The organism is Streptomyces sp. NPDC088254 (assembly GCF_044740925.1).
In the GTDB taxonomy this organism is placed as follows: domain Bacteria; phylum Actinomycetota; class Actinomycetes; order Streptomycetales; family Streptomycetaceae; genus Streptomyces.
This window is the reverse complement of the sequence record NZ_JBIURQ010000013.1, coordinates 139,792-155,128: the sequence shown is the minus strand read 5'-3', so window position 1 is coordinate 155,128 and position 15,337 is coordinate 139,792. Positions and strand designations below refer to the sequence as shown.

Below are 15,337 nucleotides of genomic sequence, written 5' to 3'. Positions count from 1 at the left end.
ACGGACGGCCCCGCCCGCACGGGCGGGGCCGTCCGGCTGTGTGCGCCCCTCGCCGGGCCGGTTGGCAAGAGGGCATGTCTCACAGCGGCGTCCGGTTTCGCCCGCCGGGCGCGGACCCTATCGTCGGCTGCATGTTCGCCGTCTACGCCGCTCGCATCGATCGTGACCAGCCGCTGAACGGACTGGAGTCGGGGGAGCGCCCCGCCCCCGAGCACCGGCCCGGCTGGAGCACCGTCAACGTCCGCGCCGCCTCCCTCAACCACCACGACCTGTGGTCCCTGCGCGGGGTGGGCCTCGCCGAGGACAAACTGCCGATGATCCTCGGGTGCGACGCCGCCGGCGTCGACGAGGACGGCAACGAGGTCGTCCTGCACTCCGTGATCGGGCAGACCGGGCACGGCGTCGGACCCGACGAGCCCCGCTCCATCCTCACCGAGCGCTACCAGGGCACCTTCGCCGAACAGGTCGCGGTGCCGACCTGGAACGTCCTGCCCAAGCCGAAGGGACTCTCCTTCGAGGAGGCCGCCTGTCTGCCCACGGCCTGGCTCACGGCCTACCGCATGCTCTTCACCAACGCCGGTGTACGGCCCGGTGACTCCGTGCTCGTCCAGGGGGCCGGCGGCGGGGTGGCCACGGCCGCCATCGTGCTCGGCCGGGCCGCCGGGCTGCGCGTCTTCGCGACCAGCCGGGACGAGGCCAAGCGCAAGCGCGCGCTGGAGCTGGGCGCCGTCGAGGCGCTGGAGCCGGGCGCCCGGCTGCCGCAGCGGGTGGACGCCGTCATCGAGACCGTCGGCGCGGCCACCTGGTCCCACTCGGTGAAGTCCCTGCGGCCCGGCGGCACGCTCGTGATCTCGGGCGCGACGAGCGGGGACCGGCCCTCGCACGCCGAGCTGACCCGGATCTTCTTTCTGGAACTCAAGGTCGTCGGCTCCACGATGGGCACCAAGGAGGAGCTGGAGGACCTGCTCGCCTTCTGCGCCGCGACCGGCGTCCGCCCCGTCATCGACGAGGTCCTTCCCCTCGACCGAGCCCGCGAGGGCTTCGAACGCCTCGCGTCCGGCGACCTGTTCGGGAAGGTCGTCCTCACACATTCGTGACCGACGCTGAAGCACCCCTTGCGTGTCAACCAGGGTTGACGCCCCTCTCGTGTCAACGTAAGTTGACGGCATGACCGAAGCAACGGATCTCGCCGCACGCGCCGGCGACCGCGATCCCCGGGTCGGGCTGCGTGCCGTCGCCGCCCTGCGCAGGCTGCTGGAGCAGCTGGAGGCGGTGCAGGTGCGCAGCGCCCGCGACCAGGGGTGGTCGTGGCAGGAGATCGCGGCGGAACTCGGCATCAGCAGGCAAGCCGTCCACAAGAAGCACGGGAGGCAGTGATGTTCGAACGGTTCACGAAGGACGCCCGGGACGTCGTACGGGACGCCGTCGAGCAGTGCCAGGGCTCGGGCGTGCGGACGGTTGGCGCCGAGCATCTGCTGCTCGCCCTGCTGGACCGGACGGCGAGCCGGGGATCGTTCGCACTGACCGCTCTGGGGCTGACGGAGGAGCGTCGGCGGTCCGTACGCCTGGCGCTGGGGGAGGCGCGGCGCAGGGCGGGCCTCTCCCGGGCCGACGCCGACGCCCTCGCCGGCCTCGGCATCGATGTCGCGGAGATCGTCTCCCGGGTGGAGGAGACCCACGGCGTCGGAGCGATGGCCGATGGGCACCGGGGCGGTTCAGGCACCGGCCGGAGCGGGCGTCCCCGCTTCGGCCGTGACGGCAAGGACGTCCTGGAGCAGTCCCTGCGCATCGCCCTGGCCCACCGCGACCGGCACATCGGCGACGAGCACCTGCTGCTCGCCCTCACCGCCCGCCCCGGCCCGCCCGCCGAGACCCTCGCCGACCAGGGCGTCACTCACGCGGCCCTGACCCGGGTCCTCTACGGCGAGAACCAGGCCCAGGCGGGCTGAACGACCGCCGCCCTCTCTCTCGGCCCCCGGTGCTCAGGGCTTCGGGCTCCTGAGAGCGGCGCCGATGTGGGCCGCCGCCGCTGACAGGTGGCGGCGGGTCAGCCGGAGCTGGTCGGGGGTCACGCCGTTGTCACGCGCCGCGTCGCGGATGTCGTCGCGGAAGCGGTCCAGCAGGCGCTCCAGGTCGCGGACCGGGTCGCCGCCGGCCTCCTCGTGAGCCCAGGCCGGCTCGTACTCGGCCGGGAAGTCCTCCGGTGTCTGCGAGTACGCCGGAGGCGCGGTCGCGGTCTCCTTGCCGGCGCGGCCGAAGCCGAAGTCGCGCCCGAACTCCCTGCCGTAGTCCTTGCCGAACTCGCCGAACTCCTTGGCCAGTTCGGTCAGGCCCTCCCGCACGCCCGTCGGCCAGTCGCCCCGGGCGAAGTGGCTCTGGACCTGCTCCTGGACGCGCCGCGCTATGCGCTGCACCTCCTCCTGGGCCTGGGCACGGGCCTTGTCCTGGGCCTCCTTGGCCTGCCGCTGGGCCCGCTGGGCCTCTTCGCGGGCCCGGCGGCTCTCGTCCTTGGCGCGGCGGGCCTGTTCCTTCCACTCCTGCTTGGCCCGGCGCATCTCCTCCTTGGCGGCCCGCCACGACTCGTTGTCGCCCGGGTACGCGTGCGCGTCCCCGCCGGCCGTCGGGTCGCGCCGGGCCTCGGTGGCCGCCGCCCGCATCTCGCGCCGCAGATCGCCCGCGGCGCCGCGCACATCGGCGCGGATCTCCGCGGCGAGCTCAGCGACGGACTCGCGGATCTCCAGCTCCAGGTCGGCCAGCTCACCGCTGCGGTCGGCCAGCTCGGCCCGCCCGGCGTCGGTGATGGCGTACACCTTGCGGCCGCCCTCGGTGGTGTGGGTGACCAGGCCCTCGGCCTCAAGCTTGGCCAGCCGGGGGTAGACGGTGCCCGCCGACGGCGCGTACAGCCCCTGGAAGCGTTCCTCCAGGAGGCGGATCACCTCGTAGCCGTGGCGCGGGGCCTCGTCCAGAAGCTTCAGCAGGTAGAGGCGGAGGCGGCCGTGGGCGAAGACGGGGGGCATGTCAGAGCACCTTCTTGTCGGTCGTGCTGTCGGCCGGGGCGTCGGGGGAGCCGTCCGAGGGGGGCGAGGGCGCGTCACCCGGGCCGGAAGTCGCATTGTGCCCTGTGCGGGGCCCGGAGCCGTCGGGCGACCCGGCGGCGCGCCCCTGTGCCGTCCCGGAGTCCTCCTCCGCCTCCCAGGGGCCGTCCTCCTCGGTGGCCGGGCGGCGCAGCAGGGCGATCGAGCCGGAGACCGTGGTCGCCTTCAGCCTGCCGCTGCCCGCGCCGAGCCGGCCGGTGATCCGCTTGGCGCCCCACTGGCCGGCGACCCGCAGGTCCTCGAAGGCGTTGGACACCGTGCCGCTCGCCGTGTTCGCCTCGATCTCGGCGTCCGCCGGGTGGGGGAGCCGGATCGCGATCTCACCCGAGACGCTGGTCAGGCCGATGTCGGTGGGGCGGCTCGCGGGATCGAGGTCGACGATCATCGATCCGCTCACCGAGTCGGCCTTCACCGAGGAGCCCGCCTCCACGACGGTCAGGTCCCCGGAGACCGAGTTGAAGCGCAGATCGCCGGTGAGGGCCTGGGCCTCCACGCTCCCGGAGACGGTGTCCGCGCGCACCGGCCCGGTCAGCCGCACCAGCGTGGTGTCCCCGGAGACGCCCCTCACCTCGGTGCGTCCGTCGATCCCGGAGACGACCGCCCCGGCGCTCACCGCGCCCACCTCCACGCGAGTGCCCGCCGGCACGGCGAGCGAGACGACGGCGCTGCGGCGCCACCCCTTGCGGTCGAGCCACTTGAGGAACCCCTTCCAGGGCAGATCCTCGTAGGCCACGGTCAGGATGCCGTCGCGATGGGTGACCACCAGGGGCGGTCCCTCGATGTGCGACACCTCCAGGCGGGCGGGACCGCCGTCGTCCGTGCCCACGACGTTCACCGTGCCGTTGACCACGCGTACGTGCAGCTCGCTGACGGGCTCGTCGAAGGCGAGCTTGCGCGGCTCGGCGACGGACCACTCGGACATGGCAGACCTCCCAGGCAAGGGACAGGGGCGGGTGACACGCCATATCGCGTCTCCCGTCAAACACGATATATCGCGGTCACGGAAAGTCAAGACACACGAAAGGGGCGCCCCGAAGGGCGCCCCTGGACGAGGACGGCGGCGAACCGCGGACAGCAGCCGCCGGACCGGCCCTACTCGTCGTCCTCGTCGAACTCGTCGTCCAGCCGCGCCAGCCAGGTCGCCAGACGCTCCACCGGCACCTCGAAGTCGGGGTTCAGGTCCACGAACGTCCGCAACTGCTCGGCGAGCCACTCGAAGGTGACCTCCTCCTCGCCGCGCCGCTTCTCGAGTTCTTCGATGCCACGGTCGGTGAAGTACATGACGAGTGCTCCGTGTGTCGGTCGCAGGGAGGGGACAGCAAAAGGATAGGCGGCCCGCGCCGGCAGGCCGAAGGGCGGCCTCCGGGGACGCGCACTCCGAAGGGCGGCCTCCGGACCCGCACGCCGAAGGGCCCGCCCCGGAAGACTCCGGGGCGGGCCCTTCGACCTGTACGGCAGGGGGTCAGAGGCTCACGCCTCGAACACCTCGCGCACCAGCTGCTCCTGCTCCGCCTGGTGCCGCTTGGCCGAGCCGACCGCCGGCGACGAGCCGTGCGGGCGCGAGATGCGGCGCAGGCGCTCGCCGTGCGGGACGTCCGCGCCGACGGCCAGGTCCAGGTGGTCGATCAGGTTCAGGGCGATGAACGGCCAGGCGCCCTGGTTGGCCGGCTCCTCCTGGGCCCACAGGTACTTCTCGGCGTTCGGGTACTTCTTGATCTCCGCCTGGAGCTCCGCGCCCGGCAGCGGGTACAGGCGCTCGATGCGGATGATCGCCACGTCCGTCGCACCGCGCTTCTGACGCTCGGCCTCCAGGTCGTAGTACACCTTGCCGGCGCAGAAGACGACCTTGCGGACCGCGGCCGGGTCCACCGACGCGTCGCCGATGACCGGGCGGAACTGGCCCGTGGTGAACTCCTCCGCCTTCGACGCGGCGGCCTTGAGGCGCAGCATCGACTTCGGGGTGAAGACGACCAGCGGCTTGTGGTGCGGGTTGTGCACCTGCCACCGCAGGAGGTGGAAGTAGTTCGACGGCAGGGTCGGCATCGCGACCGTCATGTTGTTCTGGGCGCAGAGCTGCAGGAACCGCTCCGGGCGGGCCGACGAGTGGTCGGGGCCCTGGCCCTCGTAGCCGTGCGGGAGCAGCAGCGTGACGCCGGAGGTCTGGCCCCACTTCTGCTCCGCGGAGGAGATGAACTCGTCCACGACCGTCTGCGCGCCGTTGACGAAGTCGCCGAACTGCGCCTCCCACATCACGAGCGCGTCGGGACGGGCCAGCGAGTAGCCGTACTCGAAGCCCATCGCCGCGTACTCCGAGAGCAGCGAGTTGTAGACGTTCAGGCGCGCCTGATCCTCGGAGAGGTACATCAGCGGCGTGAACTCCTCGCCGTTCTCACGGTCGATGATGACCGCGTGGCGCTGGCCGAACGTGCCGCGCTGGGAGTCCTGGCCGGCCAGGCGGACCGGGACGCCCTCCAGGAGGAGGGAGCCGACGGCGAGGGTCTCGCCCATGCCCCAGTCGATCGTGCCGTCCTCGACCATCGACGCACGGCGCTGGAGCTGCGGCAGCAGCCGCGGGTGCGCGGTGATGTGGTCGGGGATGTTGACCTGGGACTCGGCGATCCGCTTGACGACCTCGGCGGAGACGGCGGTGTTCACCTCGACCGGGAAGTTGTCCTGCCCGTCGCGGGAGTCGACGGCGACCGGCTGCGCGGTGGCCTCGCGGACCTCCGTGAAGACCTTCTCCAGCTGGCCCTGGTAGTCCTGGAGGGCCTGCTCGGCCTCTTCCAGGGTGATGTCGCCGCGACCGATGAGGGACTCGGTGTAGAGCTTGCGCACCGAGCGCTTCTTGTCGATCAGGTCGTACATCAGCGGCTGGGTGAAGGCCGGGTTGTCCGACTCGTTGTGACCGCGGCGGCGGTAGCAGATGAGGTCGATCACCACGTCCTTGTTGAACGCCTGGCGGAACTCGAAGGCCAGCCGCGCGACGCGGACCACGGCCTCCGGGTCGTCGCCGTTCACGTGGAAGATCGGGGCCTCGATCATGCGGGCGACGTCCGTCGCGTACATGGAGGAACGCGAGGACTCGGGGGCCGCGGTGAAGCCGACCTGGTTGTTGATGACGATGTGGACCGTGCCGCCGGTGCGGTAGCCGCGCAGCTGCGACATGTTCAGGGTCTCGGCCACCACGCCCTGGCCCGCGAAGGCCGCGTCGCCGTGGAGGGCCACCGGCAGGACGGTGAAGTCCGTGCCGCCCTTGTTGATGATGTCCTGCTTGGCGCGGGCGACGCCCTCCAGGACCGGGTCCACCGCCTCCAGGTGGGAGGGGTTCGCGACCAGGGAGACCTTGATCTGCTCGCCGTCCAGGCCGGTGAAGGTGCCCTCGGCGCCCAGGTGGTACTTCACGTCACCGGAGCCGTGCATCGACTTCGGGTCGAGGTTGCCCTCGAACTCGCGGAAGATCTGCGCGTACGACTTGCCGACGATGTTGGCGAGGACGTTCAGGCGGCCGCGGTGGGCCATGCCGATGACGACCTCGTCCAGGCGCGACTCGGCGGCCGAGTCGATGACCGCGTCCAGCAGCGGGATGACGGACTCGCCGCCCTCCAGGGAGAAGCGCTTCTGGCCGACGTACTTCGTCTGCAGGAACGTCTCGAAGGCTTCCGCGGCGTTCAGGCGGCGCAGGATGCGCAGCTGCTCCTCGCGCTCCGGCTTGGAGTGCGGGCGCTCGATGCGGTCCTGGATCCACTTGCGCTGCTTGGGGTCCTGGATGTGCATGAACTCGATGCCGGTGGTGCGGCAGTACGAGTCGCGCAGCACACCGAGGATGTCGCGCAGCTTCATCAGGGACTTGCCCGAGAAGCCGCCGACCGCGAACTCGCGCTCCAGGTCCCACAGCGTGAGCCCGTGCTCGGTGATGTCCAGGTCGGGGTGCTTGCGCTGGCGGTACTCCAGCGGGTCGGTGTCGGCCATGACGTGGCCGCGGACCCGGTAGGAGTGGATCAGCTCGAAGACGCGGGCGGCCTTGGTGACGTCGTCGTCGTGGCTGGCGTCGATGTCCTTGAGCCAGCGGACCGGCTCGTAGGGGATGCGCAGGGCCTCGAAGATGTCGTCGTAGAAGCCGCTCTCGCCGAGCAGCAGGTTGGCGACCTGGCGGAGGAACTCGCCGGAGGCGGCGCCCTGGATGACCCGGTGGTCGTAGGTCGACGTGAGCGTCATGACCTTCGAGATGCCGAGCTTGTTCAGGGTGTCCTGGGAGGTGCCCTGGAACTCCGCGGGGTAGTCCATGGAGCCGACGCCCATGATGACCGACTGGCCGGGCATCAGACGCGGCACCGAGTGGACGGTGCCGAGGCCACCGGGGTTGGTCAGGGAGACCGTGACGCCGGTGAAGTCGTCCATCGTCAGCTTGTTGTCGCGGGCGCGACGGACGATGTCCTCGTAGGCCTGCCAGAACTCGAAGAAGTTCAGCGTCTCGGCCTTCTTGATGGCGGCCACGACGAGCTGGCGGTCGCCGTTGGGCTTCACCAGGTCGATGGCCAGGCCGAGGTTGACGTGCGGCGGCTTGACGAGGGTCGGCTTGCCGTCCTTCTCGCCGAACGACCAGTTCATCGACGGCATGGCCTTGATGGCCTGCACCATCGCGTAGCCGATCAGGTGCGTGAAGGAGATCTTCCCGCCCCGGGCGCGCTTGAGGTGGTTGTTGATGACGATGCGGTTGTCGAACAGCAGCTTCACCGGGACCGCGCGCACGGACGTGGCCGTGGGCAGCTCCAGGGAGGCGTTCATGTTCTTCGCGACCGCGGCGGACGGGCCGCGCAGCGTCACGTACTCGGGTCCCTCGGAGGAACCGGCGGACCCGTCGGCGGGAGCGGCCTTCGCGGCAGGCTTGGCGGCCGGCGCGGCCTTGGCGGGCGCCGGGGCGGCCTTCGCCGGAGCTGCGGCGGCCGGGGCGGCGGCGGGCTTCGGCGCGGCGGCCGGGGCCGGCGCGGCGGGAGCCTGGGCCTGGGCCGGGGGCGTGGTGGTGGTCCCTGCGGCCCCCGCGGCCGCAGTACCCGCCGGAGCCGGAGAGCTGGCGGCCCCCGGCTTGTAGTCGGCGAAGAAGTCCCACCAGGCACGGTCTACCGAGTTCGGGTCCTGGAGGTACTGCTGATAGATCTCGTCGACGAGCCACTCGTTCGGACCGAACGCGGCAGCGGGGTTCTTCCCCGCTTGGTCTGCGTCGGTCGAGATGCTCGAGTTACTGGGGGACTGTGGCGACACGGCGGCAACCGCCCTCTTCCGCTTCACAAGGTGATGGACAGCGGGAATAAAGGCTACGCCCCTCGGCGGGTGAAGGTCAGGCCGGGCTGCCGCATCGTCACGTAAGTCACATCTTCAAGCGTGTTTCAGGGGTTGAAACGGCGGGAAACAAGCGCAGTTGCGCTGCAAAAGGAAACGTTTGATGCAGGGTGCGCGCACCGACCGCACGACCCCCGGGCCGGTCCTTCACGAACCCCGGGCCCACCCGCGCCGACCTGCGTCGGCGCATGCCTGATCGCCCCGGTCCGGCTCGCCGCCACGGGGCGGCGGCAGCGGGAAACGCCAGTGGATCTTGTGGCTCCGGTTGGCACTTTACGTCAACTTGGCACGGAGGGCTCTCCCGGAAGAGTGATAAGAATCCGGCAACCACGCTCGGATTCGGCCACTCCGATCCGGCCTCCGTGAAGATCGACCGCCCAGCGGGCGATCGCCAGTCCCAGTCCCGTGCCGCCGTCGCTGCCCGGACCGTGCGGCCGGCTGACGGCGCCCCGGTTGAAGCGCTCGAAGACCCGGTGCCACTCCGACCGCGGAATGCCGGGACCCTCGTCCAGCACCTCCAGCTCCAGCGACTCCGGCAGCGGGCCCCGGCGCGCCCTGACCGTCACCCGGCCGTGCGGCGGACTGTGCTTGACCGCGTTGTCGATGAGGTTGGCGACGACCTGGTGGATCCGCTCCGGGTCCGCGTGCGCGGTCAGCTCCGGCGGGGTGACGTCCAGGTGCAGATGGACGTCCGTACGCGTGTGGCTGCCGCCCGAGCCCATCGTCGCGCGCGCGGAGGCCACCATGTTGGCCTCCTTCAGCACTCCCGACAGGTACGGCCACACCTCGAACCGCCGCCTGCGCAGCGGCACCACGCCGTTGTCCAGCCGGGACAGGTCGAGCAGGGTCTCCACCAGCCGGCCGAGCCGCTCGGTCTGCTTCAGGGCGGTGCGCATCGTCTCCGGGTCAGCCTCGGCGATCCCGTCGACCACGTTCTCCAGGACGGCGCGCAGCCCGGCGATGGGCGTGCGCAGCTCGTGGGAGACGTTGGCCACCAGCTCCTTGCGCTGGTTGTCCTGCGCCTCCAGCTCGTCCGCCATGACGTTGATCGTCTGGGCCAGGTCGCCCAGCTCGTCGCGGCGGTTCTCGCTGACCCGGCGGGTGTAGTCGCCGTGCGAGATGGCCCGCGCGACCGTGTTCATCTGGTCCAGCGGCGCGGTGAGCGAATGCGCGACGAACTGCGTGATGAGCAGGGTGGCGATCATCGAGAAGACCGTGATGAAGCGCAGCTCCGTCTCGGTGCGCATGGCGATCATCATCAGCCCGGTGGTGATCAGCACCGAGATGACGACGAGCGCACCCAGCTTCGTCTTGATCGAGAACGGTCGCACTCCGCCCCAGGGTTCCCTGGAAACTCTCGGTCCGGCCGGCCCGCCGCTCATGGCGTCGGGGTCTCCAGCGCGTAGCCCACGCCGTGCACCGTGCGGATCCGCTCGGCGCCGATCTTCCGGCGCAGCGCCTTGATGTGGCTGTCGACGGTCCGGGTGCCGGAGGCGTCCGCCCAGTCCCACACCTCGGCGAGCAACTGCTCACGCGAGAGCACCGCGCGCGGGGTGTTCGCCAGGCACACCAGCAGGTCGAACTCGGTGGGCGTCAGGTGCACGTCCTCCGAGCGCACCCGCACCCGGCGCTGTGCGTGGTCGATCTCCAGCTCGCCCAGGCGCAGGATGCCGGAGCGGGGCGTGGTGGCCGCGACCGCGGCCCGCTCCACGCGGCGCAGCAGCACGTGCACGCGTGCCGCGAGCTCCCGCATGGAGAACGGCTTGGTCATGTAGTCGTCGGCGCCCACGCCGAGGCCGACGAGCATGTCGGTCTCGTCGTCGCGGGCGGTGAGCATCATCACGGGCACCGGTCGGGCGGCCTGCACCCGGCGGCACACCTCGAGGCCGTCGAAGCCGGGCAGCATGATGTCGAGGATCAGCAGGTCGGGCTGCCAGGCCTCGGCGGTGTCGACGGCCGCGGGGCCGTCGCTCGCCGTTTGCACGAGGAATCCCTCGGCGCGAAGGCGGGCCGCGATGGCGTCGACGATGGTCGGGTCGTCCTCGACCACGAGGACGCGCCGCTGCGCGCCCGGGGTCGCCGTCGCCGTGCCGTTGTGTGCGGTGTGTGTCTGCTCCATCGCCCGCCCCTGGGGTGCTGTGCCGGGATCCGTGGGGTGATCCCTCGTCTGCCGTCTGCGCATGACTGCGGTTGACGCGTGAATCATTCGCGTCAGGGCAGCAGCGTACGGGGAGCCGGCGCGGCTTTGCTATCCAGGTCGGACGGCGAGATGCACGATGTCGGGTGCTCCCCGGGCAACCGGGACCTCTTCGGTACGCACCTGTTGGAACCCGGCATTCCTCAGGGTTCGCTCGAATTCGTCGGAGGGCTGTGCGGACCACACCGCGAGAACCCCACCGGGTCTCAACACCCGTGCACAGCCTGTGAGTCCGGCCGGTGTGTAGAGGTCCTCGTTGCCCTCCGTGACCGTCCAGCCGGGGCCGTTGTCGATGTCGAGGCACAGCGCGTCGAAAGTGGCGTATGTCTCATTGACGTACTTCAGCAGGTCCGCTTCCGCGATCTCCGTGCGCGGGTCGGCGAGCGCGGGGCCCGAGATCGCGGCGAGCGGCCCGTCGCGGTGCCAGTCCACGACGGCGCGTTCGCGCTCCACGACGGTGATGCGGCCCCAGCGGGCGTCGGCGGCGGCGTGCGCCAGCGAGAAGCCGACGCCCAGGCCGCCGATCAGGACGCTAGGCGCGGGGCGGCCGTCGAGCGCGGCCAGCGCCGCGTCCACGAGCAGCCGCTCCGAGCGGCCGTCGGAAGTGTCCATCAGGAAGCAGCCGTTGGCGATGATCTGGAGGACGTCCCTCTGCCGGCGCAGCACCACCTCGCCGTAGGGGCCCGTGCGACGGTCCAGCACCTCGGGAAGCTCGTTGAAGACGGACATCGGCCCATCCTGGCACTCAGCCGGCCGTCCGGCGGCGGAACGCGCAATACAGCCCGGCACCCCCGCGCGTCGGCTCGTCAGGAAGCGTCGCCTCATTCCTCGGGCGGCACGAAGGCACCGTAGCCACCGGCCTCGTCCAGTGCGGCGGGCGGGCCGTGGATCACGACGTTTCTCCCCGCCCGACAGACGGCCCAGCCGCTGCCCGAGCCGGTCGCCCACCCCACCGCCCGCGCGGCCCACTCCACCGCGGCCGGGATCTCCTCGCCGGGCATCTCCCGCGGCCGGGTCCGCCGCCGCGCGCACGCCTGCCCTCGCCCCGTCCCGGCGGGTGTCAGTCGTCATGCACCACCGTGCCGTCCTCGTGCAGGGTCGGGTGCAGTTTCATCGGGCCGTAGTCGTCGAGGTCCGACGAGCGGGGCGGTTCGGGGCCGTCCGGGCCCATGCGGACCATCCGCTCCACCCGGCAGATCCGGAACAGCCGGTCCTCCACCCGGGCCTCGTCGGCGCGGCCCGCCGCCCGGTACGCCTCGGCCGCGCGCGCGTACACGGCCTTCCTCGCCTCGTCGAAGCCGTACAGCAGCGCCCAGAAGCGGGCCATCCCGTCGTGCAGCAGCCGGCGGGCCTCGTGCGGGGTGGCCATGAGGGCGCCGTGCGGGGTCCAGCCCGTGCCGTCGTGCTCGGCCACCGAGAAGCCGACGGGAAGACAGACGACGTCGGGGTGTGTCAGGACCGCGCGCGCGGAGCCCTCCCGCACGTCGGCCGGGTAGCGGGAGCCCGTGTAGGCGAAGTCCCGCAGCCCGAGCCGCAGGGCGCCCGCCATCGGCCCCTCGTCGCGGTCCGGGTCGAGGACGAACCCCAGGTCGGGGGAGGGGGTGTCGTCCCGGCCGTCCCACAGGGGTGCGGGCGGCTCCGGGTCGGTCGGGCGGGGCGGCTCCAGCCCGTCGTCCCCCATGCGCGCGAACTCGTCGCCGCGCACGACCCGGTAGCGCACGCCCAGCGCCGTCACCTCGTCGGCCGGCTCCCGCTCCAGCACCCGCACCGCACTCAGCAGTTCCCGGCGGACGGCCGGGTCGTCGGTGTCGTCCTTCGCCTTGAACCACAGGTGGGAGTTGAGGCCGTCGCGGGCCTGCTGCGGGGTGCCGTTCACGACCGGCTTGAGCAGCCGCCAGCGCGGGTCGCCGGCGGAGGTGTCCTGCGCCGCGACACCGAAGACGGGCCCGCGCGGGGCGAGGTCCGGGTAGCGCCGGGACGCCTCCACGGCGTCCGCCTCCATCACCCAGGCGACGGGGTCGTCCCGGCGGACCAGCTCCGCGTGCAGGGCGTCGAGCCGTTGCTTCCAGTCATCGGTCATGTGCGCATTGTGCTGTCGGGGCGGGTCCGGTTCGGCGGGAACGCCGGAAATGGGGGCGGGCGAGACGAGGGAGGTGATCGCCCACAGCGAACGCGGACCGGTACGGGGAACATCCGGGGGCCGCCGTTCATTGAGTCGGCATAACTCAACTTGACTGCCGAAGGGGAGATCATGGCTGCTGAGTCCGCAGCGTTCACACCGCTCACCCTGCCCGTGCTGCCGCTCGACGACGAAGTGGTGCTGCCCGGGATGGTGGTTCCGCTCGACCTCAACGACGCCGACGTGCGCGCCGCGGTGGAGGCCGCCCAGGCCGCCGCCCGGTCCGAGCCCGGCAAGCCCAGGGTCCTGCTGGTGCCGCGCATCGACGGGACCTACGCGAGCACCGGCGTGCTCGGCACGGTCGAACAGGTCGGCCGCCTGGCCGACGGAGACCCGGGCGCGCTGATCCGGGGCCGCGGCCGCGTGCGCATCGGCGCCGGCACCACCGGCCCCGGGGCGGCGCTGTGGGTCGAGGGCACCCGCATCGAAGAGCAGACGCCCGAGCCGCTCCCCGGCCATGTCACGGAACTGGTCAAGGAGTACAAGGCCCTGGCCACCGCCTGGCTGCGCAAGCGCGGCGCCTGGCAGGTCGTCGACCGCGTCCAGGCCATCGACGACGTCTCCGCGCTCGCCGACAACTCCGGGTACTCGCCGTTCCTCACCACCGAGCAGAAGGTGGAGCTGCTGGAGACCGCGGACCCCGTGGCCCGGCTGAAGCTGGCTGTACGCCAGCTGCGCGACCACCTCGCCGAGCAGGACGTCGCCGAGACCATCGCCAAGGACGTCCAGGAGGGCGTCGACAAGCAGCAGCGCGAGTTCCTCCTGCGGCGGCAGCTGGAAGCCGTGCGCAAGGAGCTGCGCGAGCTGAACGGCGAGGAGCAGGGCGAGGAGTCCGACGACTACCGCGCACGCGTGGAGGCCGCCGACCTGCCCGGGAAGGTCCGCGAGGCCGCCCTCAAGGAGGTCGACAAGCTGGAGCGGGCGAGCGACCAGTCGCCCGAGGGCTCCTGGATCCGCACCTGGCTGGACACCGTCCTCGAACTCCCCTGGAGCAAGAGGACCGAGGACGCCTACGACATCCAGGGCGCCCGGGCCGTCCTCGACGCCGAGCACGCCGGCCTGGACGATGTGAAGGAGCGGATCACCGAGTACCTCGCGGTGCGCAAGCGGCGCGGCGACCGCGGCCTCGGCGTCGTCGGCGGGCGGCGCGGGGGCGCCGTGCTCGCGCTCGTCGGCCCGCCCGGCGTGGGCAAGACCTCGCTCGGCGAGTCCGTCGCGCACGCCATGGGGCGCGAGTTCGTCCGGGTCGCCCTCGGCGGCGTCCGGGACGAGGCCGAGATCCGCGGCCATCGGCGCACCTACGTCGGCGCGCTGCCCGGCCGGATCGTCCGCGCCATCAAGGAGGCCGGGTCCATGAACCCGGTGGTCCTGCTGGACGAGATCGACAAGGTGGGCTCGGACTTCCGGGGCGACCCGGCCGCCGCCCTCCTCGAGGTCCTGGATCCGGCACAGAACCACACCTTCCGCGACCACTACCTGGAGGTCGAACTCGACCTCAGCGACGTGGTGTTCCTCGCCACCGCCAACGTGCTCGAAGCCATCCCCGAGGCCCTGCTCGACCGGATGGAGCTGGTCCGCCTCGACGGCTACACCGAGGACGAGAAGATCGTCATCGCGCGTGACCACCTGCTCCCGCGCCAGCTGGAGCGGGCCGGCCTCGACGCCGACGAGGTGACCCTCGACGAGAGCGCGCTGCGCAAGCTGGCCGGCGAGTACACGCGCGAGGCGGGCGTACGCAACCTGGAGCGGTCCGTGGCACGGCTGCTGCGCAAGATCGCCGCCCAGCACGAACTGGGCGAGCGGGAACTGCCCTTCACCGTCACCGAGGGCGACCTGCGCGCACTCATCGGCCGGCCGCACCATGTGCCCGAGTCCGCCCAGGACCCGGCCGAGCGGCGGACGGCGGTGCCCGGTGTGGCGACCGGCCTCGCGGTCACCGGCGCGGGCGGCGACGTGCTGTACGTGGAGGCGTCCCTCGCCGACCCGGAGACGGGCGCGGCGGGACTGACCCTGACGGGACAGCTGGGCGACGTGATGAAGGAGTCGGCGCAGATCGCGCTGAGCTTCCTGCGCAGCCACGGGGCCGAGCTGGAACTGCCGGTGGCCGACCTGAAGGACCGGGGCACGCACATCCACTTCCCGGCGGGCGCGGTACCCAAGGACGGCCCGAGCGCGGGCATCACCATGACGACGGCCCTCGCGTCGCTGCTGTCGGGGCGGCTGGTCCGCACGGACGTGGCGATGACCGGCGAGGTCTCCCTGACCGGGCGGGTCCTGCCGATCGGCGGCGTGAAGCAGAAGCTGCTCGCCGCGCACCGGGCGGGAGTCACCACCGTGATCATCCCCAAGCGCAACGAGCCCGACCTGGACGACGTCCCCGCGGAGGTGCTGGACAAGCTCGACGTCCACACCGTCACCGACGTCCGCCAGGTCCTGGAACTGGCGCTCGCGCCCGCCGCGAACGGCGCGACGCCCGAGGTCCCGGTCGCGGCGTGACGGACGCGGCCGGACGAGGCGGGCCCGGACTCC

Annotated in this window: 13 protein-coding genes; 4 read left to right on the top strand and 9 right to left on the bottom strand. The window is 71.8% G+C overall.

All coding sequences use genetic code 11. The annotated features are described in order from the left end of the window. Positions 1-131 precede the first annotated feature (131 nt). The 3 genes from ACIOC0_RS33325 to ACIOC0_RS33315 all read left to right on the top strand — a co-directional run bounded on the left by ACIOC0_RS33325 (position 132) and on the right by ACIOC0_RS33315 (position 1,949). The gene (locus ACIOC0_RS33325) at positions 132-1,097 is read left to right on the top strand and encodes a zinc-binding dehydrogenase (protein WP_402159446.1); all 966 of its coding nucleotides are present in this window, start codon (positions 132-134) and stop codon (positions 1,095-1,097) included. A 70-nt stretch (positions 1,098-1,167) separates the two neighbouring features. Continuing rightward, the gene (locus ACIOC0_RS33320) at positions 1,168-1,377 is read left to right on the top strand and encodes a helix-turn-helix domain-containing protein (protein WP_351095105.1); all 210 of its coding nucleotides are present in this window, start codon (positions 1,168-1,170) and stop codon (positions 1,375-1,377) included. Continuing rightward, positions 1,377-1,949 (top strand): Clp protease N-terminal domain-containing protein, encoded by a 573-nt coding sequence (locus ACIOC0_RS33315; RefSeq protein WP_402159445.1) that lies wholly within the window; start codon positions 1,377-1,379, stop codon positions 1,947-1,949. The genes ACIOC0_RS33320 and ACIOC0_RS33315 overlap by 1 nt, the downstream gene beginning before the upstream one ends. A gap of 33 nt (positions 1,950-1,982) precedes the next feature. On the opposite strand, the gene ACIOC0_RS33310 is transcribed toward ACIOC0_RS33315, so the two are convergent. The 9 genes from ACIOC0_RS33310 to ACIOC0_RS33270 all read right to left on the bottom strand — a co-directional run bounded on the left by ACIOC0_RS33310 (position 1,983) and on the right by ACIOC0_RS33270 (position 12,709). After that, the gene (locus ACIOC0_RS33310; RefSeq protein ID WP_402159444.1) at positions 1,983-3,017 is read right to left on the bottom strand and encodes a helix-turn-helix transcriptional regulator; all 1,035 of its coding nucleotides are present in this window, start codon (positions 3,015-3,017) and stop codon (positions 1,983-1,985) included. 1 nt (position 3,018) lies between these two features. Then, a complete protein-coding gene (locus tag ACIOC0_RS33305) occupies positions 3,019-4,017 on the bottom strand; it encodes a DUF4097 family beta strand repeat-containing protein (RefSeq protein WP_402159443.1) in 999 nt (332 codons plus the stop codon). A 170-nt stretch (positions 4,018-4,187) separates the two neighbouring features. Next, on the bottom strand, positions 4,188-4,376 hold the full coding sequence (locus tag ACIOC0_RS33300; protein WP_130443608.1) for a DUF6104 family protein: 189 nt from the start codon (positions 4,374-4,376) through the stop codon (positions 4,188-4,190). 189 nt (positions 4,377-4,565) lie between these two features. Beyond that, entirely contained in the window at positions 4,566-8,354 is a 3,789-nt protein-coding gene (locus ACIOC0_RS33295; protein ID WP_402159442.1) for a multifunctional oxoglutarate decarboxylase/oxoglutarate dehydrogenase thiamine pyrophosphate-binding subunit/dihydrolipoyllysine-residue succinyltransferase subunit, read from the bottom strand. A 356-nt stretch (positions 8,355-8,710) separates the two neighbouring features. Further along, positions 8,711-9,814, bottom strand: coding sequence for a sensor histidine kinase (locus ACIOC0_RS33290; RefSeq protein WP_402159441.1), 1,104 nt, complete (start codon positions 9,812-9,814; stop codon positions 8,711-8,713). Further along, positions 9,811-10,551, bottom strand: coding sequence for a response regulator transcription factor (locus ACIOC0_RS33285; protein WP_130443602.1), 741 nt, complete (start codon positions 10,549-10,551; stop codon positions 9,811-9,813). The genes ACIOC0_RS33290 and ACIOC0_RS33285 overlap by 4 nt, the downstream gene beginning before the upstream one ends. 129 nt (positions 10,552-10,680) lie before the next feature. Next, on the bottom strand, positions 10,681-11,358 hold the full coding sequence (locus tag ACIOC0_RS33280; RefSeq protein ID WP_402159440.1) for a spermidine synthase: 678 nt from the start codon (positions 11,356-11,358) through the stop codon (positions 10,681-10,683). Between the two features lie 92 nt (positions 11,359-11,450). Further along, the gene (locus ACIOC0_RS33275; protein ID WP_402159439.1) at positions 11,451-11,630 is read right to left on the bottom strand and encodes a hypothetical protein; all 180 of its coding nucleotides are present in this window, start codon (positions 11,628-11,630) and stop codon (positions 11,451-11,453) included. Between the two features lie 59 nt (positions 11,631-11,689). Next, a complete protein-coding gene (locus tag ACIOC0_RS33270) occupies positions 11,690-12,709 on the bottom strand; it encodes a DUF5954 family protein (RefSeq protein ID WP_402159438.1) in 1,020 nt (339 codons plus the stop codon). A 171-nt stretch (positions 12,710-12,880) separates the two neighbouring features. Here ACIOC0_RS33270 and lon point away from each other — a divergent pair, with 171 nt between their 5' ends. Next, entirely contained in the window at positions 12,881-15,304 is a 2,424-nt protein-coding gene (gene lon / locus ACIOC0_RS33265) for an endopeptidase La (RefSeq protein WP_402159437.1), read from the top strand. Positions 15,305-15,337 lie beyond the last annotated feature (33 nt).